Genomic DNA, 21,751 nt, shown 5'->3' on the forward strand with positions numbered 1-21,751 from the left:
ATCGGTTGACTCTGGGGAAGCGCGAGCACTTAACTGCGAATCCCCACAACTGCCCCCCGCAACTGGAGAGTTCATGCGGACTCCCGGACCTGCTCGGTCCAAAGATTTCTCCTTGCCGCATTCGGTCATCGTGCTCAACCCCCTGCAGCGACCGTCCCCACGCCTGACCGTCTCCGCCGCCGCTTCCGGCGCGGTCGGTGTGCTGGAACTGCCCATCGGTGACCCCCGCGAAGTGGTCGATCTGCTCGACCGCACCTGTCGCTGGTCGTCCGCGCCGTTCGGCGTCCGGATATCCGAAGGCTGTTCGGCCGGCGACGGCGAGCTGCCCGAACTCGTGGACACGGTGCTGCTCGCCGACCCCACGCGCTCCCCCGCAGAGTTCGCCGGCCGGCGCGTACTGGCCGAAGTCACCAGCCTGGCAGAGGCGTTGGGCGCCGCCGAGGCCGGTGCGGCCGGCCTGATCGTGCGCGGGTCGGAGAGCGGTGGACGCGCCGGCGAGCTGAGCACGTTCGTCCTTCTCCAGCAGGTGCTCGCGGATCCCGCCCTGTCCCTGCCCACCTGGGCCTGTGGCGGTATCGGTCCCCACACCGCCGCCGCCAGCGTCGCCGGAGGCGCGGCCGGTGTCGTGCTCGACACCCAGCTCGCGCTGTACGACGAGGCGGGGCTGCCGACCGAGCTCACCGGCGTGCTGGCCGGGCTCGACGGCTCGGAGACGGTGCTGCACCACGGGATACGCGTGCTGCGCCGCCGTGGTCCCGGTGCCCCCGAACTCCCCCTGGACCAGGCCGAGTTCGCGTCAAGGATCGGCTCGGACGATCTCCGTGCCCAGTTCGTCCCGCTCGGCCAGGACGCCTTCCTGGCCGCGTCCTTCGCCGAGCGCTGGACCACGGTCGCCGAGGCCGTGCGCGGCATCGGGGCCGCCATGGCCGCCGCGTTCGCCGACGACGCGCCCGCCGCCGCGCTGGCCGCCGGATCGGCCGGCGCCCGTGCGCTCGGTACCCGACTGCCCATCGCCCAGGGGCCGATGACGCGCGTCAGCGACGAGCCCGCGTTCGCCGCCGCCGTGGCTGCCGGGGGCGGTCTGCCGTTCCTCGCCCTCGCGCTCGCGAACGCCGACCGGACCCGCTCGATGCTCGAACGCACCCGCGACGCACTCGGCGACGCCAAGTGGGGCGTGGGAGTGCTCGGTTTCGCCGATGAGGACATCAAGGCGGCCCAGCTCGACGTCGTACGGGAGCTGAGGCCCACGCACGCGATCGTCGCAGGCGGCAGGCCGGCCCAGGCGGCGGCGCTGGAGGCGGAGGGCATCACCACCTTCCTGCATGTGCCGTCGCCGGGGCTGCTGCGCCAGTTCCTGGCGGCGGGTGCGCGCCGGTTCATCTTCGAGGGCGCCGAGTGCGGCGGCCACGTCGGGCCGCGCAACAGCTTCCCGCTGTGGGAGGCGCAGACCGAGGTGCTGCTCGACTTCCTCGCCGAGGCCGGCTCCGAAAGCGCCGAGGCGGCGGACCGGGCCGCCGGTGAACTGACCGTGCTCTTCGCCGGTGGCATCCACGACGAGCGGTCGGCCGCGATGGCCGCCGCGCTGGCCGCCCCGCTGACGCGCGCCGGTGTCGCGTTCGGCGTACTGATGGGCACGGCCTACCTGTTCACCGAGGAGGCGGTACGCGGCGGCGCCATCCAGCCGCTCTTCCAGCGCCGGATCCTCGACGCGGAGCGGACCGATCTGCTGGAGACGGCGCCGGGCCACGCCACCCGCTGCGCGCGCAGCGCCATCAGCACGGACTTCGCCGCCCTCAAGGACGAGCTGCGCGAGCAGGGTGTCCCCGACCGGGAGATCTGGGAGCGGCTTGAGCGGTTCAACGTCGGCCGGCTCCGGCTCGCCAGCAAGGGCATCGAGCGGGTCGGCGACGAACTGCTGGCCGTGGACGAGACCCGGCAGGCCGACGAGGGCATGTTCATGGCCGGTGAGGTCGTGGTGCTCCGGGAGGCCGTGACCACCGTCGCCGCGCTGCACGACGCGGTGAGCGAGGGCGCGGCCGGCCGGCTGCGCGCGAGGGCGGGGGAACTGCGCGCCCCGCTGGGCATCGGCGCGGCCGAGGAGCGGCCGGCTCCCGAGCCGCTTCGGGTCGCCGTGGTCGGCATGGCCGGGATGTTCCCCGGCGCACCCGATCTGGCGGACTTCTGGGCCAACATCCTCGCGGGCAAGGACTGCGTCACCGAGGTCCCCGCCCAGCGCTGGGACCAGGAGCGCTACTACGCGCCCGACGGCGACGGCGAACGCACCCCGTCGCGCTGGGGCGGCTTCCTCCCCGAGATCCCCTTCGATCCGCTGCGTTACGGCATCCCTCCGGCCTCGCTCGCCGCCGTGGAACCCGTACAGCTCCTGGCGCTGGAGGCCGCGCGGCGCGCGCTCGCCGACGCGGGGTACGACGCGAAGGGCACGGACCACACCCGTACGTCGGTGGTGTTCGGCGCCGAGGCGGGCAGCGACCTCTCGAACGCGACGACGCTGCGTACGGTGCTGCCCGGCTACATCGGTACGATCCCGCCCGCGCTCGACGAGCAACTGCCCCGGCTCACCGAGGACTCGTTCCCGGGCATGCTCGCCAACGTCATCGCCGGGCGCGTCGCCAACCGGCTCGACCTCGGCGGCGCCAACTACACCGTCGACGCGGCCTGCGCCTCCTCCCTCACCGCGGTGGACGTCGCGTGCAAGGAACTGGTCGCGGGCACCAGCGACATGGTGCTGTGCGGCGGCGCCGACCTGCACAACGGCATCAACGACTACCTGCTCTTCTCGTCCGTCCACGCGCTCTCCCCCACGGGCCGCTCGGCGACCTTCGACGCCGCCGCCGACGGCATCGCTCTCGGCGAGGGCGTGGCCTGTGTGGTCCTCAAGCGGCTGGCGGACGCGGAGCGGGACGGCGACCGGGTGTACGCGGTGATCGACGGAGTGGGCAGCGCCAGTGACGGGCGCGCGCTCGGTCTGACCGCACCGCGTCCGGAAGGCCAGCACGCCGCCCTCACCCGGGCCTACCGCAACGCCGGTGTCTCGCCGGCCGAGGTGGGCCTGGTCGAGGCGCACGGCACGGGGACCGTCGTCGGGGACCGGACCGAACTGGCGACGCTCACCCAGGTGTTCACCGACGCCGGTGCGGAGGTGGCCAGTTGTGCGGTCGGCTCCGTCAAGTCCCAGATCGGGCACACCAAGTGCGCGGCGGGTCTGGCCGGACTGATCAAGGTCACGCTGGCGCTCCACCACGGTGTGAAGCCGCCGACCCTGCATCTGAAGGAGCCCAACTCGGCCTGGCGGGCGGAGAGCAGCCCGTTCGTCTTCCACACGAAGGCGGCGCCCTGGGCGGTGGAGCCCGCGGAACGGGTCGCGGGGGTCAGCGCCTTCGGATTCGGCGGCACCAACTTCCATGTTGTTCTACGCGCGTACACACAGGCGCCACCTGCGCATTCCCTGGACGCGTGGCCGGCCGAACTGTTCACGTTCCGGGGCCAGGACGCCGAGGCGGCCAGGCGGTCGGTCCGGGCCCTCGACGAGCTCTTGCGCAAGGGCGGCCGGTGGAGGCTGCGCGACTACGCGCGTAGCGCCGCACGGCGCGGCGACCGGGCGGCGGTGCGCGGTGAGCGGATCTGGATCGCCGTGGTGGCGGACAGCCTCGACGTACTGCCCGAACTGCTGAGGCGCGCGGCCGAGGGTGAGCACGCGCCCGAGGCGGGGATCCACGCCGCCGACGGTGTCGACAGCGCGCCGGGCGCCGGGGCGTCCCCTACGGCCGACGGGAGTGCCGGTGACGCCGAAGGGAAACTGGCGTTCCTGTTCCCCGGGCAGGGCAGCCAGCGTCCGGGCATGCTCGCCGAACTCTTCGTCGCCTTCCCCGAGTTGCATCGCTACCTCCAGCTGGGCTCGCGGTGGGCCGGGATCCTCCACCCGCCGGCCGCCTTCGGCGAGGAGGGCAAGGCCGGGCAGCTGGCCCGTATCACCGACACGGCCGTCGCCCAGCCCGCGCTCGGCATGGTCGAACTCGCCGCAGCCGATCTGCTCGCCTCCCTCGGCATACGCCCGGCCATGGCGGCGGGCCACAGCTACGGCGAACTCGTCGCGCTCGGGGTGGCCGGGGCCCTCTCCCCGCAGGACGTCATCACCGCCAGCGCCGAGCGCGCCAAGGCGATCCTGGCCCGCACGGCGGGCGGCGACCCCGGCACGATGGCCGCCGTCACCGCGTCGGCCGAGCAGGTGGAGGAGGTACTGCGGCTGGCCGGTCTGGGCGGGGAGGTCGTGGCCGCGAACCGTAACTCACCTACCCAGACCGTCATTTCGGGCCCGACCGAGCAGGTGGAGGCAGCGGTCGCGCGCCTGCGCGACGCGGGCCACTCGGTCAAACCGCTCCAGGTGGCCTGCGCCTTCCACAGTCCGCTGCTGGCCGGTGCGGGCGAGGCCTTCGCCGAACGGCTCGACGCGCTGACCGTGTATCCGCCCGCGTTCGACGTGTGGGCCAACCGCACGGCCGAGCCGTATCCGAGCGACCCCGCGGGGGTACGGGCGGGGCTCGCCGCCCAGATCGGCTCGCCGGTCAGGTTCGCCGAGCAGATCGAGTCCATGTACGCCGCCGGTGCCCGGGTCTTCGCCGAGGTCGGACCCGGCCGGGTCCTCAGCCGGCTGGTCTCCGCCGTCCTCGGGGACCGTCCCCACCGGACGATTCCGCTCGACGGCGGACGGGCCGGCGCACTGAGCGGCTTCCTCACCGCCCTCGCCCAACTCGCCGTCAACGGGGCCGACGTCCGCACCGGCCGGCTCTTCCGCGGCCGGGACGCCGTCGACCCGGAGACCGCCGTCGCCGGGCGGAGCCCCGGCTGGACGGTGGACGGCCAGCTCGTCCGGCTCGCCGACGGAACCATTCCCCCCCACGCCCTGCGCCCCGCTCGACCCGTTACGGAGCTGATCGTGCAGAACCAGTCCCCCCACTCCCCACACAGCGCGCCGGACGCCCTCGTCGCCGAATTCCTGCGCACCAGCCGCGAGTTGGTCGCCGCCCAGCGCGACGTCCTGATGACCTATCTCGGCGGGCCCGGGGCGGGGGCCGCCGTCCAGGCGCCGGCCTCCGTCGCCTGGCAGCCGGCCGCCGTGGCCGCACCGACCGCACCCTCGGTCCTCACACTGCCCGCCGCCGTGTCCCCCACCGCGGCGGCGGGCTCCACCACCACGGCCACCACCACAGCCGTCGCGGAGACCGGGCCCGCAGCCTCCCTGACAGGCCCGGTCTCCCCGACAGACCCGGAATCGGTGCTCGCCGCCGTCCTGACCGTCGTGGCGGACCGCACCGGCTACCCGGTCGAGATGATCGAGCCCGAACTCGATCTGGAGGCCGACCTGAGCGTCGACTCGATCAAGCGCGCCGAGATCGCCGGTGAACTCGCCGTACGCCTCGGCCTGCCCCTCGACGCGAGCGGCGAGCTGGACGGTCTGAGCACGGCGCGTACCGCGGCCGGGATCACCGGGCTTCTCGTCGAACGGCTCACGGGCACCCCTGAGGCGCCGGCCGGCGACGACGCCGCGCCGCAGGCGGATGCGGCCGAGACCACGGCCGAGGCGGAGATCCTGGCCCCGCAGCGGCTGGAGTTCACCGAGCAGCCGCTCCCCGATGTGACCGGCACGATCCCCGCCGGAGCCGCCGTACTGCTCATCGGCGGCGGCGAGTTGGCACCGGTCCTGGCCGAGCGGCTGCGCGCGGCAGGTGCCTCGCCCACGCTCATACCCGCCGGTGAGCTGCCGACCGCGACCGCCGACGCCGTCGTCCTCCTCGACACGCTCGACGCGGACCTGCCGCCGCTCCCCGACGCCCTGCCGCTCTTCCAGGCGGCCCTCGCGGGCGCGCCCGGCGCGGTCGTCGCCGTCGAGCGCAGGACCGAGGGAGCGGCGAGCGGTCTGCGCGGCTTCTTCCGCAGTGTCGCCCGCGAGTACCCAGACCTGAAGGCGACCCTCGTCGAGGTGGCCGCCGACGCGACCACCGACGCGGTGGCGGACGCCCTCGCCACCGAACTCGCCTCCACCGAACGGGAATCGGTCGTCCTGAACGACGGCGGAAAGCGGCGCGCGCTGCGGCTGACCCCGACCGATCTCGGCGCGCTCGCCGCCACCGGGGCCGGACCCGCCGGAGAGGGGCAGGCGGAGGCCGAGGCCGCGGGACTCGACCGCGAGTCGGTCGTGCTGCTGGTCGGTGGCGCGCGCGGAATCACCGCGCGCTTCGCCCGCACGATCGCGTCGGCGAGCCGGTGCCGTATCGAACTCATGGGCAGGACACCGGTACCCGCTCCCACGGAGGACCCGGCCACCGCAGGAGCCGGTGACCGCGACGGGCTGCGGGCCGCGTTCCTGGCCACCGGCCTCACCTCCCCCGGCGAGGTGGAGCGCCTGGTCTCGGCGGTGCTCGCCGAGCGCGAGGTGCGGGCCACGGTCGACGCGCTGCGGGCGCTGGGGAGCGAGGTGCGCTACCACTGCGTGGACGTCCTGGACACGGAGGTCGTACGGGCCACCGTGAAGGACATCTACGCCGAGCACGGCAGGCTCGACGGTGTCGTCTACGCGGCCGGGGTCATCGAGGACAAGCTGCTGGCCGAGAAGTCGGCGGAGTCCTTCGGCCGGGTGTTCTCCACCAAGGTCGACGGGGCCCGTGCCGTGCTCGACGCGGTGGACGTACTGCCCCGCGGCCCGAAGTTCGCCGTGCTGTTCGGCAGCATCGCCGCCGCGCTCGGCAACCGCGGCCAGTGCGACTACGCGGCGGCCAACGACGCGCTGGAGGAGCTGGGCCGCCGCTGGTCGACGGGCGAGCGGCGCGGTCTGACCGTGCACTGGGGTCCGTGGGCCGCCGCCGAGACCAACGGCGGCATGGTCACCCCGGCGCTGATGCGCTCGTACGCCGCACGGGGGATCAAGCTCATCGACCCCGAGGAGGGGACGCTGAGCCTGCTGCGTGAACTCGCCTGGGGCGCGCCCCAGGTTCACGCGGCCGTCTACACCGCGTCGGGCTGGTGACTTCCGTGGACTCCCGCACACCGGTCGCCGTCGTCGGCATGGCCGTGTACTTCCCGGGCGCCAACACGCTGGAGAGCTACTGGCACAACATCGTCAACGGCGTCGACTCGATCACCGAGGTGCCCGCGGGCCGCTGGGACGAGGAGTTCTACGCGCCCGGCGGGCCCCCGCGCAGCGACCGGGTGTACTGCCGGCGCGGCGGATTCGTGGACCCGGCGGCCGAGTTCGACATGACGCGGTTCGGCATCATGCCGGCCTCGGTCGCGGGGACGGAGCCGGACCAGCTGATCGCGCTGGACGTGGCGCACCGGTCGATCACCGACGCCGGTGGTGAGCCGGTGCTGCCGGACGACCGGCAGCGGGTGGGGATCGTGCTCGGCAGGGGCGGCTATCTGACGCCGGGGCTGGTGAGGCTGGATCAACGGGTGCGTACGGCCAACCAGTTGGTGCGCACTCTGCGCGAGCTGGCGCCGGAGCTGGGTGCCGACCGGCTGGAGGAGGTCCGCTCGGCGTTCGCCGGTCAACTCGGCCCCGAGCAGCCGGAGTCGGCGATCGGACTGGTGCCGAACCTGGCCGCGTCCAGGGTCGCCAACCGGCTGGACCTGCGCGGGCCCGCGTACACCGTGGACGCCGCCTGCGCCTCGTCGCTGGTGGCTGTCGACCACGCGGTACGCGAACTGGCCGGTGGCCGCTGCGATGTGATGCTCGCGGGCGGGGTGCATCACTGCCACGACATCACGCTGTGGAGCGTGTTCAGCCAGCTCGGCGCGCTGTCGCCGAGTGAGCGGATCCGTCCGCTGCACCAGGGCGCGGACGGTGTGCTCATCGGCGAGGGCACCGGCATCGTGGTGCTGAAGCGGCTGGCCGACGCGGAGCGCGACGGCGACCGGGTGTACGCGGTGGTCTCCGGCACCGGTGTGGCGAGCGACGGCCGCTCGGCCAGTCTGTTCAACCCGGATCCGGGTGGGCAGGTCCGCGCCGTACGGCAGGCGTGGGACGCGGCGGGGCTCGACCCGCGAGCGGCCGACGCGATCGGGCTGCTGGAGGCGCACGGTACGGCGACCCCGGCGGGTGACCGTGCCGAACTGACCACGCTCGCCGAGGTGTTCGGTCCCGCTGTGGGGTCCCGCGCGGCGATCGGGTCGGTGAAGTCGATGATCGGTCACACGATGCCGGCGGCCGGTATCGCGGGGCTGATCAAGGCGGCGCTCGCGATCCATCACGGTGTGCTGCCGCCGACCCTGCACTGCGAGGATCCGCATCCGGCGCTGGAGGCGACGAGGTTCGCCCCGCTCGCGCGGTCCGCGCCGTGGGAGAGCCCCGCGACCGGCGCACCGAGACGGGCGGGTGTCAACGCCTTCGGTTTCGGTGGCATCAACGCCCATGTCGTGCTGGAACAGGCGGTGTCGGGGGCGGTTTCCGGAGGGCGTACGGCTCGGGCGACGGCCACGGCGGCGGGGACGGGGACGGGGATTGTCACCGTCACCGAGCCGGAGCGGGTGCTGCGGCTCGCGGCGCCCGACCGGGCGACGCTCGCCGCGCTGTTGGACGCCGACGACTCGACGGTGCTGGCCGCCGGTCTCGACGAGCGCGCGCCCGCCGCCGGCCCCGTGCGGCTGGGCATCGTCGACCCGACGGCGCGGCGGCTGAAGCTGGCCAGGAAGGCGGTCACTAAGGGCGCTGCCTGGCGTGGGCGCAGCGACGTGTGGTTCAGCCCGCGTCCGCTGCTCGGGCCGGGCGGTGGCATGACCGCGTTCGTCTTCCCCGGACTCGAAGCGGAGTTCGAGGCCCAAGTGGACTCGCTGGCCGAGCGGTTCGGGCTGACCTGGTCGCCGGGCCACGACGCCAGGGTCGGAGACGTGGGGCGGCACGGCGCGGCGGTCTTCCAGCTCGGGCGGCTGCTCGACACGGCGCTGCGCAGGCTGTCCGTGGTGCCGGACGCGGTCGCCGGGCACAGCGTCGGCGAGTGGACTGCCATGGCCTGCGGCGGGATTCACGCCGACGACGAGGTCGACACGTTCCTCGCGGGCTTCGACCCGGACGCGCTGCGCGTGCCCGGCGCGGCGTTCGCCGTGCTCGGGATGCCCGCCGACCGGGTGCTCGATGAACTGGCGGGCCGGGGCGACGTCGTGCTGTCGCACGACAACGCGCCGAACCAGTCGATGATCTGCGGCCCGGAGGAGGCCGTCGGCGAACTCGTCCACCGTTTCCGGACGCGGGGCGTGATCGGGCAGGTGCTGCCGTTCCGCTCGGGCTTCCACACACCGATGCTCGCCCCGTATCTCGACCCGATCAGACGTGCCGCCGAGACGTACACGCTGCACCCGCAGTCAACTCCGGTCTGGTCGGCGACGACCGCCGCCCGCTATCCCCACGACCCGGCGGCGGTACGGGAGTTGTTCGTCCGGCATCTGCTCGAACCGGTGCGGTTCCGGCAGTTGATCACCACGATGCACGACGCGGGACACCGCGCCTTCATCCAGCTCGGCGCCGGTCAGCTCGGTTCGCTGATCGACGACACCCTGGCGGGCAAGGACCGGCTGATCGTGTCGGCGCACTCCTCGGCACGGGACAGTCTGGCGCAGCTGCGCCGGGTCGTGACAGCGCTGTGGGTGGAGGGCGCGGCGCCGGACGCCGGTCCGCTGCGCGGGTCCGCGCCGGCCGCGGCTGCCGCGACGGGCACGCGCGGCGCGCGGCGCGGCGTACGGCTCGATCTCGGCGGGGCGCTGGTGTCCCTGCCGGAGCAGGCGAGGAAGCTCCTCTCCGACAGCATCGGCCATCCCCCGGCCGGGCGGCCCGTCGGGGACGGCAACGCGCTCGACCGGCTGGCCGCGCTCGGCCGGAGCGGTGCCGGGTTCCCGGTCGCCGCCGAGCTGTCGGCGCTGATCAACGACACGGCGGCCGTCGCGGACGAGCTGATCTCGGCTCGGGCCGCGCACCGGTCGACGGCTCCGGCGACCACGGCCACAGCCACAGCCACAGCCACGACAGCGACCCCGCCCGCTCTCGCGCCACCACCGGAGCCCCAGCCCGTCCCGGCCGTTCCCGCCGCGCTGCGCGTGGACGTCGCCGAGATGCCGTACCTTCTCGACCACTGCTTCTTCCGGCAGCGCCCCGGCTGGCCCGACGATGCCGACCGCTGGCCGATCGTCCCGGCCACCACCGTCATCGGCCATCTCATGGAGATCGCCGAACGCGTCGTGCCCGGCGCGCGGGCGGTCGCGGTCCACGACGTACGCCTGCTGAAGTGGATCGAGGCACTGCCGGCCGTCGATGTGCCGGTGGAGGTGCGGCAGTTGGCACCCGACCGGGTCGAGGTGAGCCTCACCGGCTACTCGCGCGCGCTGGTCGAACTCGCGCCCGCCCACCCCGAACCGCCCGCGCCGTGGCCGGTCGACACCGCCGCCGAACGGGTTCCCGGGCTGCGGGCCGAGCAGCTCTACGACGAGCGCTGGATGTTCCACGGACCGCGTTTCCAGGGCGTCAGCGAGTTGACGGGCATCGGCGACCGGTGGGTACGCGGGGTCCTGACGACCCCCGAAGCGCCCGGCGCGCTGCTGGACAACGTCGGCCAGCTGCTCGGTTACTGGATCATGGCGACGCTCACCGAACGGACCACCGTGTTCCCGGTGCGAATGGAGAGCATCCGCTTCCATGGTCCGCATCCACGGCCGGGCGAACGCCTGACCTGTCTGATCCGTATCACCGAGGTCACCGACCTCACGCTCACCGCCGACATGCAGCTGATCGGTCCCAACGGCCTTGTCCGGGCGGAGTTCACCGGCTGGCAGGACCGGCGTTTCGACACCGACCCCAACATCCGTGCGGTGGACCGCTTTCCGGGCGAGAACACACTGTCCACGGCGCGGCCGGGCGGCTGGTCCATCGTCCACGAACGCTGGCCCGACCTGGCGACGCGCGAGCTGATCATGCGCAACATGCTCGGCGGCGCCGAACGGGCCCGTTACGACGAGCTGCCTCCGGTGCGCAGGCGCCAGTGGCTCCTTGGACGTATCGCGGCCAAGGACGCGGTGCGCCGGCTGCTGTGGCGGGAGGGCGCGGGCGAGATCTACCCGGCCGAGATCGCCGTACGCAACGACGACTCGGGGCGCCCGCTCGTCGAGGGCGTGCACGGACGCGCGCTCGGCGAGCTGACTGTCTCGATCGCGCACCGCCGCGAGACGGGGGTGGCGGTCGCGGCACGCGGCGGCTGCGGTATCGACATCGAGGAGGTCACCGACCGGCCGCGCGCCACGGTCGAGACCTCGTGCGACAGAGCCGAACTCGCCCTGCTCGACGCGCTGGTGGCGCGGTCGCCGGGCAGCGGCGCGCTGTGGTTCACCCGTTTCTGGACCGCCAAGGAAGCCGTCGCGAAGGCGCGCGGCACCGGTCTGCGTGGCCGCCCCGCCGAGTACCGCGTGGTGGCCGCAGACGAGAACCGCGTCCGCGTGGTGACCGGGGAACGGCGCTACGAGGTGCGCCTGGAAGAGACAGCCGCTCCGCCGGGGCTGCCGGAGCGGCAGTACGTCGTCGCCTGGACGACGACAGAGAACGACGACCGGAAAGATCAGACAGGAGATTCGGAATGACCACCGAAATCGACGCGACCGTGGCGGCGGCCGTGGAGCGGGACATCACCGCGATGCTGCGGACCATGCTGGAGGAAGACGGTCTCGACGACGCCGAGATCACCCGGGGGACCACCTTCCACGACGATCTGGAACTGGAGAGCATCGATCTGGTGACGCTGGCCGGTTCGCTGCGCGAGCACTACGGCGACCAGGTCAATCTCGCCCTCTTCATCGCCGATCTCGAACTCCACGAGATCATCGCGCTCACGGTCGGTGAGCTGGTCGACTATGTCGCCGCCTCCCTGCACCGCGCCGGGCAGGTCTGATCCGATGGCGAAGATACGCACCGGGGAGATCACGACCCATGTCCAGCGGCTGCCCGCGGCGAACCCGCCCGCCGACGGGGGCGAACCGCCGGTCGTGGTGTTCGTCCACGGTCTGCTCACGGACAGCCTGGCCAGCTACTACTTCACCCTGGGCCCGGCGTTCGCGGCCGCGGGCATCGACGTGATCATGTACGACCTGCGGGGACACGGCCGCAGCGACCGCCCGCCCACGGGGTACCGCCTCGAATCGTTCGTCGGCGATCTCGTGGGCGTGCTCGACGCGCTCGGCGAGACCCGCCGGGTCCATGTGGTCGGCAACTCCTTCGGAGGCACGATCGCGACCGCTTTCGCCGCCTGGCACCCCGACCGGGTCGCGACCGTCACCATGATCGAGTCCGAGCCTCCGGTCGCCGAGTGGACCCGGCACATGGCCGACGGGCTGGCGGACGCCAAGAACCAGCTCGCCCGCGAGGAGGTCATCGGCTGGATCTCGGCGAACCACGGCGCGCACACGGCCCGGCTCTCCCGGGGGGCGAGCCGCATCCTGGCCGCGACCACCCTGGCCGAGGACATTCCGGCCGGTCGTGTCATCGACGACAGCCTCGACGCGCTCGACGGCTGCCCGCTGTTCGCGATCTTCGGCGACGAGTCGGGGCTGAGCGCCCAAGTGCCCGGACTGGAAGCCTCGCTGGCCTCGTGCCGCACGGTGGTCCTCGCGGACCAGGGCCATTCGGTGCTGGTCGAGCGCACCGAGGAGACGCAGGACCTGATCCTGCGCTGGGTGTGGGAGCACACTCTGGCAGAGGCGGTGCGGTGACCCGGTTTCTCCTTGTCGTCCCCCCACTGGTCGGGCACACCAACCCGCCGGCCGCTGTCGCCGGCGAACTGACCGGCCGGGGCCATGAGGTGGCGTGGGCCGGCTACGGCGACCAGATCCGCGCGCTCGCGGGGCCCGAGGCCCGGGTGTTCGAGTGCGCCATGCCGGACAACGGGCTGAGCCGCCCGCCCGGTCTGGCGGGGCCGGCCGCCTTCCAGCACCTGTGGGAGAAGTTCTTCGTCCCGCTCGCCGATCTGATGGCGCCGGGTGTCGACGCGGCGATCGACGCGTTCCGTCCCGACGCCGTGTTCACCGATCAGCACGCCGTCGCGGGCGCGCTGGTCGCCGAGCGGCGCGGGGTCGTGCATGTCACGTCCGCGAGCACCTCGGCCGAACTCGTCGACCCACTGGCGGAGTTGCCCAAGGTGGGCGCCTGGCTGGCCGACCTGCTCGGTGGTCTGCGGGCGCGGATCGGTGATCCGTGCGGGCACGGCGATCCGCGTTTCTCGCGGCACGGTGTGATCGCCTTCACGGGGCGTGAGTTGGTCGGCGACAAGGCGCTGCCGAGCGAGAACGTCCATCTGGTCGGCCCCGCCGTGGCGTCGCGGGCCGGGAGTTCGGACTTTCCGTGGGAACTCCTGGACCCGGCACGCCGGTTGGTCCTGGTCTCGCTCGGCACGGCCAACGCGGACACCGGAGGCCGCTTCCTCACCGAGGCGGTGACCGCGCTCGACGCGCTCGGCGACCGGGTGCAGGGGGTCGTGGTCGATCCCGGCCGCACCCTCGGCGCCGTACCGCCCGGGGTGATCGTGCGCCCGCATGTGCCCCAACTCGACCTGCTGGCACGGGCCGACGCCGTCGTCTGCCACGCCGGCCACAACACGGTGTGCGAGTCACTGTGGCACGGCCTTCCGCTGGTGCTCGCGCCGATCCGGGACGATCAGCCCATCGTCGCGGGACAGGTGGTCGACGCCGGTGCCGGTGTGCGGGTCCGGTTCCGCCGCGTGGACGCCGCCCGGCTCGGGGCGGCGATCGAGACCGTGCTGGACGACACGGGCGGCCATCGCACGGCCGCCGAGTCCATCGGCCGGTCGCTGCACGCGGCCGGCGGCCGGTCCGCCGCCGCCGACCATCTGGAACGGATCGCGGCACGGCATGCCCCCGTCCCCGCGTCCGGCTGACCCCCACTTCGCTGACCTCTCCCCGACCGCTACCACGGGACCCCCCATGACTTCGGCTGACGCTCCCCCCAACCCCCGCACCGCACCACCACCCGCTGCATCACGCGCGACCGACGACCGGCCGGATACGGCTCCGCTGCGCGTCCTGCTCGATTACGCCAGGCCGCACCGTCTCGTCCTGTTCGCCTCGCTGCTGCTGCTCCTGGCGGCGAGCGGGGCCGGTCTCGTACAGCCGCTGGTGGCGCAGCATGTGCTGGACGGGCTCGGTGACGGCACGGGCGTCATGGGACCCGTACTGCTCCTGGCCGCCCTCGTCGTCGTGGGGGCCGTGCTCACCGGACTCCAGTCGTGGTGGCAGCAGCGCACCTCGGAGCGGGTGGTGCGGCAGATCCGGCGGGATCTGGTGTTCCGGCTGATCCGCCTTCGGGTGCCGGAACTCGACCGCCGGGCGCCGGGCGATCTCATCTCCCGCGTCACGTCCGACAGCACCCTCGTCCAGAACGCGGCAACCGAGGGCCTGGTGATGGTCGCCAACGGGGTGCTCAGCATCCTGGGGGCCGTGGTCCTGATGGGGCTGGTGCATCTGGGACTGCTCGCGGTGACCGTGGCGGTGCTGCTCGGCGTCACGCTGGTGATGGTGCTCATCCTGCCCCGGATCCGTGAGGCGGTCGCCCGCTCGCAGGAGTCGATCGGCTCCGTCGGCGCTGCCCTCGACCGGGCGCTGGGCGCGGCCAGGACGGTGAAGGCCAACGGTGCCGAGGGCCGGGAGACGGCCCTCGCGTGCCAGGCCGTCGACGGCGCCTACCGCGCGGGGCTGGTCGGCGCCCGGTACGTGGCGATGGTGAAGGTGCTGTCCGGCGTCTCCATCCAGGCCGCGTTCCTCGCGGTGCTCGGGATGGGCGGCGCGCTGGTCGCCTCGGGCGGTCTTGAGGCGTCGGCGCTGATCGCTTTCCTGCTGTACGTGTTCTACCTGGCGAGCCCGATCGGCTCGCTGGTCGCGGGGCTGGGGATGCTCCAGCAGGGGCTCGGCGCCGTGGGGCGTATCGAGCAGGTCGGACGGATGCCGATCGAGGACGACGTCGACGGCGCGGGCGCTGGGGTCAATGGGTTTGCGGGCAGGGGCCGTTGGGACGGGACGGACGCACCGGCGGTCGAGTTCCGGGATGTGCACTTCGCGTACCCGGACCGGTCCCCCGCGCTGCGGGGGATCTCCTTCACGGTGCGCGGCGGCACGCAGAGCGCCCTGGTGGGTCTCTCGGGTGCGGGAAAGACCACGATGTTCGCGCTGCTCCAGCGGTTCTACGAGCCGGTGGCCGGCCGCGTCCTGATCGGCGGCGTGGACATCGCCACCCTGCCCCGCGCCGAGGTGCGGCGCCGGATCGCCTATGTCGAGCAGGAGTCGCCCGTCATGGCGGGCACGATCGAGGACAACCTCACGTACGCGGCGTCGGACGTGTCGGACGAGGAGGTCGCCGAGGTCCTGCGGCTGACGCGGCTCGACTCGCTGATCGAGCGGCTGCCGGACGGACTCCGTACGGAGGTCGGCACACGGGGGCTCGCGCTGTCGGGCGGTGAGCGGCAGCGGCTCGCCATCGCGCGCGCCCTGCTGCGTGGTCCCGAGGTGCTGCTGCTCGACGAGGCGACGGCGCAGCTCGACGCGAACAACGAGCGGGCGCTGCGCGAGGCGGTCGAGCAGGCGGCGCGGCGCTGCACCGTGCTGCTGATCGCGCACCGGCTCTCCACGGTGACGCAGGCGGATCAGATCGTGGTGCTGGAACACGGCCGGGTTCGGGGCACGGGGACGCACCGGGAACTGGTCGAGGGCGACGTGCTGTACCGCGAACTGGCCGCCTCCCAGATGCTGGTCGGCGACGAAGCCAGCGGAGACGGCGAAGAGAGCAGGGCCGGTATCGGCGGGCCCACCGGGGAGCCGGTGCCGGTGAACCGGTGAAAAGCGATGGGGGCATTCCGCTCGTTCGCGGAATGCCCCCACCCGGTCTCAGTTTTTCGATGAATGTGGTCCGTCAGCCCGTAATGGAATTCAGGGCTGCCAGATAACCGTCCCTGTGGCCTTCCACATTCGGGTGGTAGGACTCATTGATCTTGTCCCATTCCAGGCTCGTGACCCATTCCGTGCCACCCGAGCAGAGGGTATGCGGGTCAAACGCGGGACGGGGGTCCAGGAAGGTGAATCCGGCCTCCGCCGCGCGGCTCGCCATGATGTCGTTCAGTACGTCGGCCGCTGAATTCATGGCCGAACGCTCCGCGTCGCTCAGACCGAAGATCCCGCAGGAACCGCCGATCTTGTAGAGGCGCGGGTAGCCCACGACGACGACCTTGGCCGACGGCGCGGCGGCCCGCACCGCGCCGTAGGTCTGGGCGAGCGCGGGGGACAGCGCACCGGTGGCGGCCTGCTTGGCGAGCTCGACGCCGTTGATGCAGTCCTGGTCGTCGATGGTGAGGATGCAGTTCGTCAGGACATCGACGAAACCGACGTCGTTGCCTCCGACCTGCACCGTCACCAGGGTGGTGTCCGCGGTCAGCTGCGGTATCTGGGTGCTGACGACGTCGGTCGTCGTCGCGCCGGAGCACGAGGCCTCGACGAAACCGACGGAGGGGTGCTGGGCGGCCCAGAGCCGGGGGTAGGTCAGCGGACCGCGCCGGCACGGGTCGTCGGGATTGTCGTAGGTACGCGTACCGGGGGCGACCGCGTAGGAGTCGCCGATGGCCACGTACTTGCCGTCCGCCTTCGGTGCCGCGGTCGCTGTGGGGGCGACCGTCGCGGCTACGACCATTGCCAGAACAGCGGCGATGAGTGGTCTTTTTGAGCGCACGAAAGTTTCTCCGATGAGTGGGGTCATGGACTCCTATATAAATAGCACCACTTGATGCCCTGCGGTATACCGGTCCATAAAATATCTGATGGCAATTCATGGACTACGGCTGGAGACTGCTCACCACGTTCGCGGTGGAGTCGATACCGTCCTGGATGGTCGGTGCCATGCTGGTGCCCGCGAGGAAGAAGCCGAGCAGTACGCAGATGATCGCGTGCCCCAGCTTGAGTCCGCTGTTGCGGACGAAGAGAACGGTGAGCACCAGCAGCAGTAGCACCAGTGAGATCGAAATGGCCATCGCCAACCTCCTCCGCCGCGCCGGAATTGCGGCATTCGGCCGTCAGTCTGGCGGAGCGGAGGGGCTGTTCGAGCAACTGGCGTGTAGGCCGTACGGGTTGACTACCGGTTGACTCGTCGGCCGGCCGGGGAACGGCCGCCCGGCCTACCGGTCGTTCTTGGCGAGGAAGGTCTCCAGGCCCGCGAGGTCGTCGGTGTTGATGTGGTCGACGCCCGCGTCGAGCAGCTCCGTCCAGACGGCGTCGCGGGCGGGCCCGGCGACCTCGGGAGTCGCCCAGAACCGGACGCGCTGGCCACGGCGGTGGGCGGTCTGGACGATGCGGTGCAGTTCGGTCCGTTCGGCGGCGGGGAAGGCGCCGATTCCGAGCCAGGTGAAGCTCGTTGTCCAGTTGCTGCTGATGAGCGGGATGAACGAGGCGCGCGCCGTGCTGCCGAGGTCTTCGAGCCGGCCGTCGTAGAAGGCGTAACGGGTCCGCTGCGCCTCCATCGGGACGCGGGCGGCGCGGTCGCCGGAGATGACCGGGGTGACGGCTCCGGACCGTACCCCTCCGTGCGAGAAGGTGCTCAGCATGGAGCGGTAGGGGCGCAGTTGGTTGTGCAGCTCCAGATAGGCGGCGGCGCCGTCCGTCTTGATGTCGATGAGCAGCTGCACGGGTCGGCGGTAACCCCGGTACACGGCGCCGCCGTTGGCCCTGACGCGGTCGCGCAGCGGGTCGAGGTAGAGCGAGCGGAGCGTACGGGTGGGGTCGAGCGTCTCGGGCTCGTGGGCGACCAGCAGTTCGCCGTCGACCAGGAAGACATCGGCCTCGACGCTGGTGAAGCCGTGCGACAGCGCGTCGTGGAGGGGGCGTTCGTGCAGATAGTCGTTGTGCGCGTGGGCGCGGCGCAGCGGCCGGGGGCCGTTGCCGTGCCCCGCCGCCTGCGCGTACGAGGGGACGGCGACTGCTCCGGCGAACGCGGCGGCGAAGGTGGTCACCGCTCTGCGTCGGGTCGTGAGGGCCATGGATGCCTCCGAGATCTGTGGGGCGGGGACGAGGCCCTCTCCGTTCGATCATCGCGGGCCCGGTAAGATCGACCGGACAGGACCAAGCCGAGTATCCGCCGCGACCTGCCTCAAAGGGCAGGGGCTCACGAAGAGTTCGGCCACCCGACGGCTGTGATTCAGACGGTCCCGGCGATCTCCGGCCAGCGCACGGTACGGTCGCACCAGCGCTCCAGCAGTACCCGGTCGTGGCCCACGGCCAGCAGTCCGGCGCCCTCCGCGTGCCGGTACTCCTCGACCACCGTCACCAGCGCTGCCGTGGTCGAGGCGTCGAGCATCGCGGTCATCTCGTCGCAGACCAGCCAGCGCGGGCGCAGCACCAACGCGCGTGCGAGACAGGCGCGTTGGAGCTGGCCGTCGCTGACCTCGTGCGGCCTGCGGCCGAGCAGGTCGTCCGTGAGACCGACGGTCCGCGCCAACTCGCCCACGCGGCCCGCCACTTCGTCGCGCCGGCCGTTGGCGCGCAGCGGCTCGGCGATCAGATCACTCAGCCGGAGCCGCGGGTCGGCCGCCAGCCGGGGCTGCTGGAAGACCACCCCGATCGCCGTGCGCTGCGCCTTCGTGGCGCGGTGACGCCAGCCGGTGGCGCGTTCGCCGTCGATGGTGACGGTCCCCGCGTCGGGCCGGTGCAGCAGCGCCGCGACCCGGGCGAGGGTGGACTTGCCGCAGCCGCTGGGGCCGAGGAGCCCCACCGACTCGCCGGGGGACACGGTGACGGACGCGCCCTTGAAGACGGGGGCGCCACGCTCGTAACCGGCGGTGATATCGAGGAGTTCAAGCATCGACGCGCTCCTCGGCGTGATGGCAGGCGACGGACGAGCCGGGCCCCGGTGTCAGGGCGGGCGGCGTGGCGCAGCTGCCGGTGGCGCGCGGGCAGCGGGCGGCGAAGGCGCAGCCGTCGGGGAGGTCACCCAGCTCGGGCGGCATCCCGGGGATGGCCCTGAACCCCCGCTCGGGCAGGGCGTCCAGGAGTCCGCGCGCGTACGGGTGGCGTGGGCCGCCGCCGAAGAAGCCTCCCGCGTCGGCGAGTTCGACGATGCGGCCCGCGTACATGACGGCGACCCGGTCAGCGATCCGCTGGGCCGCCGCCAGATCATGGGTGATCATCAGCAGGGCGCGGCCGTCGTCGGTGTGGCGTCGCAGTTCGTCGGCCGTGCGGTCGACCAGCTCGCGGTCGAGTCCGGTGGTCGGTTCGTCGGCCAGCAGCAGCGGGGCGTCTCCGATCAGCGCGAGGGCGGTCGCGGCGCGCTGCGCGAGACCGCCGGAGAGTTCGTGCGGATAGCGGTCGAGATGGCCGGCGGGGTAGGCCGCGCGTTCGGCCGCCGCCTCGACCGCCTTCGCGAGCGCCGCTCCCCTGGCTCCCGTCAACTCACGTACCACCTCCGCCAGTTGGGAGCGCACGGTACGTACGGGAGTGAGGTGCGCCGCCGGGCTCTGCGGTACGAGACCGACGCGCCGGCCCCGTACGGTGCGGGCCAGGGTGCGCTCGTCGGCGGCGAGCAGGTCGACAGTCCCGGCCGCCCCACGCGCCGCCAACAAGGCGGACCCGGTGGTCCGGGCGTTGCCCGGCAGCAGCCCGAGCAGCGCCGACGCCAGCACCGACTTGCCGCAGCCGCTCTCGCCGACGAGCGCCAGGCACTCCCCCGCGGCCAGGTCGAAGGTGGCATCGGTGACGGCCGCGATGTGCCGTCCGCCGCGCATCCGGAAGCGGACGCCCAGGCCGCGTACCGACAGCACGGGCGGGGTGACCGGCGAGGACTCGGGCGTGGTCACAGCATCAGCTCCGATCGGCGGCGCGGATTGATCCGTTCCCGCCACACCCCGGCGAGCCCGGCGATGGCGAGCGTGGGGACGATCAGGAACAGCCCGGGGAACAGCGTCGGCCACCAGTCGCCCGCGAGCAGCGAACCGCGCGCCGTCTGCACCAGATTGCCGAGACTCGCCTGGTGGCTGGGCAGGCCGAGACCGAGGAAGGAGAGCGCCGACTCGTGCCACATGGCGTGCGGCACCATCAGTACGGCGGCGAGCCCCGCCTGCGGCAGAACCCCCGGCAGCAGATGGCGCACCGTGATCCGCCACCGCGACGAGCCGCCGGAGACCGCTGCGTCCACGTACGGGCGCGAGCGCAGCGACAGGACCTCGGAGCGGACGATCCGGGCGGTGGAGAGCCAGTGCGTCAGCGCGACCGACACGATCACCGGCCAGACGCCGGGCCGGAACATCGCGACGATGAAGATGCCGAGGAGCAGATGCGGCACCGACGAGAAGGTGTCGACGAGCCGCATGACGATCCGGTCGGTCCAGCCGCCGAAGGCCGCGGCGGCGGCGCCCACGGCCGTGCCGATGACGGTGGCCACGAGGGCGGCGACCAGTCCGACGAGGAGCGAGACGCGGAGCCCGTACACACAGCGCAGGAGCAGATCGCGGCCGACGTCATCGGTGCCGAACGGGTGGGCGAGGGAAGGTGGTTGAAGTTTGAGCGCGAGATCGACCGCCTGCTGGTCGAGTTGGACGACCGGCGGGACGACCAGGACTGCCAGCGCCACGGCGGCGACGATGACGGCCGAGGTGACGGCACGGACCGTCCGGGTCGAGCGCCGGCTGCGTCCGCGTGAGCGCCAGCGCACATCGCCCGCTGCCTTCGGTGCGGGCGACTGCTCGGTGTCAGCCATCGAAGCCCACCCTCGGGTCGGCGAGTCCGTACAGCAGGTCGGAGAGGAGATTGCCGAGGAGTACGGCCGCCGTGGCGAGCACGGTGAGCGCCGCCAGCAGCGGGAAGTCCACGGAGGTCGCCGCCTCGACGGTGGCGGCCGCGATCCCCGGCCAGCTGAAGACCGTCTCGATCAGGAGCGCGCCGGTGATGAGTTCGGGGACGCGCGAGCCGATGAGGGTGAGCATCGGCAGCATCCCGGACCGCCAGGCGTGCCCGAGCAGCACGGTCCGCTCGCCCAGTCCTCTGGCGCGCGCCCCGCGTACGGGATCCTCCGCCAGCGCGTCCGCGACCCCCTGCCGTACGTAGAGGTAGAACCAGGGCATCTGCGAGACACCGAGAACGGCCGCGGGCAGCACCAGATGCGAGGCGACCTGGCCGAAGGTGACGAGGTCGCTCCCCGAGTCGGTGAGACCACCGGCCGGCAGGACGTCGAGCCGCAGCGCGAAGAACCAGATGGCGAGCAGCCCGAGCCAGAACACCGGCGCGGCTTCGAGGGTGTACGCGGCCGTGCTGACGCAGCGGTCCAGGAGGCCGCCGGGGCGGCGGGCGGCGGCCACGCCCAGCGCCGTACCGAGCAGGATCGCGACGAGGAACGCGGTGGTGGCCAGGAGCACGGACCAGCCGAGGCGTTCGGTGATCACCTCGGCGACGGGCCGGCGCATGACACTGGAGTCGCCGAGGTCGCCGGTGACGGCCGACGTCAGCCACTCCCACCAGCGCGGGACGAGTGCCTGGTCCACACCGAGGTTGGCGCGCAGTTGGTCGAGGGTCTCCTGCGAGGCGGTGAGACCGGCGGTGCCGGCGTACGCCTTGACTGGATCGAACGGGGAGGCGGCGGCGACGGCGAAGACGCCGAAGGTGACGACCAGCAGGACCGGGGCGGCGAACAGCAGCCGCCGCCCCGTCATCCGGGCCATCGCCCCCCACG

At 72.7% G+C, this 21,751-nt stretch carries 13 protein-coding genes; 6 read left to right on the forward strand and 7 right to left on the reverse strand.

Annotation, left to right across the window (positions count from 1 at the left end):
* The first annotated feature begins 73 nt into the window (after positions 1-73).
* Genes OIE74_RS01970 through OIE74_RS01995 form a run of 6 tightly spaced genes read left to right on the forward strand, consistent with a single transcriptional unit; the run spans position 74 to position 15,888 of the window.
* Positions 74-7,042, forward strand: coding sequence for an SDR family oxidoreductase (locus tag OIE74_RS01970; protein WP_329377709.1), 6,969 nt, complete (start codon positions 74-76; stop codon positions 7,040-7,042).
* On the forward strand, positions 7,039-11,631 hold the full coding sequence (locus OIE74_RS01975; RefSeq protein WP_443076000.1) for a beta-ketoacyl synthase N-terminal-like domain-containing protein: 4,593 nt from the start codon (positions 7,039-7,041) through the stop codon (positions 11,629-11,631). The genes OIE74_RS01970 and OIE74_RS01975 overlap by 4 nt, the downstream gene beginning before the upstream one ends.
* Entirely contained in the window at positions 11,628-11,939 is a 312-nt protein-coding gene (locus OIE74_RS01980; protein ID WP_329377713.1) for a phosphopantetheine-binding protein, read from the forward strand. Before OIE74_RS01975 ends, OIE74_RS01980 begins: the two co-directional genes overlap by 4 nt.
* 4 nt (positions 11,940-11,943) lie before the next feature.
* On the forward strand, positions 11,944-12,756 hold the full coding sequence (locus OIE74_RS01985; protein WP_329377715.1) for an alpha/beta fold hydrolase: 813 nt from the start codon (positions 11,944-11,946) through the stop codon (positions 12,754-12,756).
* Positions 12,753-13,937, forward strand: coding sequence for a glycosyltransferase (locus tag OIE74_RS01990; protein ID WP_329377717.1), 1,185 nt, complete (start codon positions 12,753-12,755; stop codon positions 13,935-13,937). Before OIE74_RS01985 ends, OIE74_RS01990 begins: the two co-directional genes overlap by 4 nt.
* A gap of 46 nt (positions 13,938-13,983) precedes the next feature.
* Complete coding sequence (locus tag OIE74_RS01995) at positions 13,984-15,888, forward strand: ABC transporter ATP-binding protein (RefSeq protein WP_329377719.1); 1,905 nt, start codon at positions 13,984-13,986, stop codon at positions 15,886-15,888.
* A 73-nt stretch (positions 15,889-15,961) separates the two neighbouring features.
* Here OIE74_RS01995 and OIE74_RS02000 read toward each other — a convergent pair whose 3' ends face one another.
* The 7 genes from OIE74_RS02000 to OIE74_RS02030 form a co-directional block, all read right to left on the reverse strand.
* Positions 15,962-16,798: an SGNH/GDSL hydrolase family protein gene (locus OIE74_RS02000; protein ID WP_329377721.1), complete on the reverse strand. Its 837-nt coding sequence runs from the start codon at positions 16,796-16,798 to the stop codon at positions 15,962-15,964.
* A 76-nt stretch (positions 16,799-16,874) separates the two neighbouring features.
* Positions 16,875-17,069 carry a hypothetical protein gene (locus OIE74_RS02005; protein WP_329377723.1) on the reverse strand — a complete coding sequence of 65 codons (195 nt, stop codon included), beginning with the start codon at positions 17,067-17,069 and terminating at the stop codon, positions 16,875-16,877.
* A 144-nt stretch (positions 17,070-17,213) separates the two neighbouring features.
* Positions 17,214-18,071, reverse strand: a complete 858-nt coding sequence (locus OIE74_RS02010) for a phosphatidylinositol-specific phospholipase C/glycerophosphodiester phosphodiesterase family protein (protein ID WP_329377725.1) — start codon at positions 18,069-18,071, stop codon at positions 17,214-17,216.
* Between the two features lie 158 nt (positions 18,072-18,229).
* Positions 18,230-18,892 (reverse strand): ABC transporter ATP-binding protein, encoded by a 663-nt coding sequence (locus OIE74_RS02015; RefSeq protein ID WP_329377727.1) that lies wholly within the window; start codon positions 18,890-18,892, stop codon positions 18,230-18,232.
* Positions 18,885-19,811, reverse strand: coding sequence for an ABC transporter ATP-binding protein (locus OIE74_RS02020; protein ID WP_329392139.1), 927 nt, complete (start codon positions 19,809-19,811; stop codon positions 18,885-18,887). Before OIE74_RS02020 ends, OIE74_RS02015 begins: the two co-directional genes overlap by 8 nt.
* A 68-nt stretch (positions 19,812-19,879) precedes the next feature.
* A complete protein-coding gene (locus OIE74_RS02025; protein ID WP_329377729.1) occupies positions 19,880-20,782 on the reverse strand; it encodes an ABC transporter permease in 903 nt (300 codons plus the stop codon).
* On the reverse strand, positions 20,775-21,740 hold the full coding sequence (locus tag OIE74_RS02030; protein WP_329377731.1) for an ABC transporter permease: 966 nt from the start codon (positions 21,738-21,740) through the stop codon (positions 20,775-20,777). Before OIE74_RS02030 ends, OIE74_RS02025 begins: the two co-directional genes overlap by 8 nt.
* Positions 21,741-21,751 lie beyond the last annotated feature (11 nt).

Origin of the sequence: Streptomyces sp. NBC_01716 (genome assembly GCF_036248275.1) — a bacterium.
Taxonomy (GTDB): Bacteria; Actinomycetota; Actinomycetes; order Streptomycetales; family Streptomycetaceae; genus Streptomyces.

Coding starts and splice junctions, on each gene's coding strand:
- OIE74_RS01995 (WP_329377719.1), top strand. CDS start 13,984: ATGACTTCGGCTGACGCTCCCCCCAACCCCCGCACCGCACCACCACCC.
- OIE74_RS02020 (WP_329392139.1), bottom strand. CDS start 19,811: ATGCGCGGCGGACGGCACATCGCGGCCGTCACCGATGCCACCTTCGAC.
- OIE74_RS01985 (WP_329377715.1), top strand. CDS start 11,944: ATGGCGAAGATACGCACCGGGGAGATCACGACCCATGTCCAGCGGCTG.
- OIE74_RS01980 (WP_329377713.1), top strand. CDS start 11,628: ATGACCACCGAAATCGACGCGACCGTGGCGGCGGCCGTGGAGCGGGAC.
- OIE74_RS02010 (WP_329377725.1), bottom strand. CDS start 18,071: ATGGCCCTCACGACCCGACGCAGAGCGGTGACCACCTTCGCCGCCGCG.
- OIE74_RS02030 (WP_329377731.1), bottom strand. CDS start 21,740: ATGGCCCGGATGACGGGGCGGCGGCTGCTGTTCGCCGCCCCGGTCCTG.
- OIE74_RS02000 (WP_329377721.1), bottom strand. CDS start 16,798: ATGACCCCACTCATCGGAGAAACTTTCGTGCGCTCAAAAAGACCACTC.
- OIE74_RS02015 (WP_329377727.1), bottom strand. CDS start 18,892: ATGCTTGAACTCCTCGATATCACCGCCGGTTACGAGCGTGGCGCCCCC.
- OIE74_RS01970 (WP_329377709.1), top strand. CDS start 74: ATGCGGACTCCCGGACCTGCTCGGTCCAAAGATTTCTCCTTGCCGCAT.
- OIE74_RS02005 (WP_329377723.1), bottom strand. CDS start 17,069: ATGGCCATTTCGATCTCACTGGTGCTACTGCTGCTGGTGCTCACCGTT.
- OIE74_RS02025 (WP_329377729.1), bottom strand. CDS start 20,782: ATGGCTGACACCGAGCAGTCGCCCGCACCGAAGGCAGCGGGCGATGTG.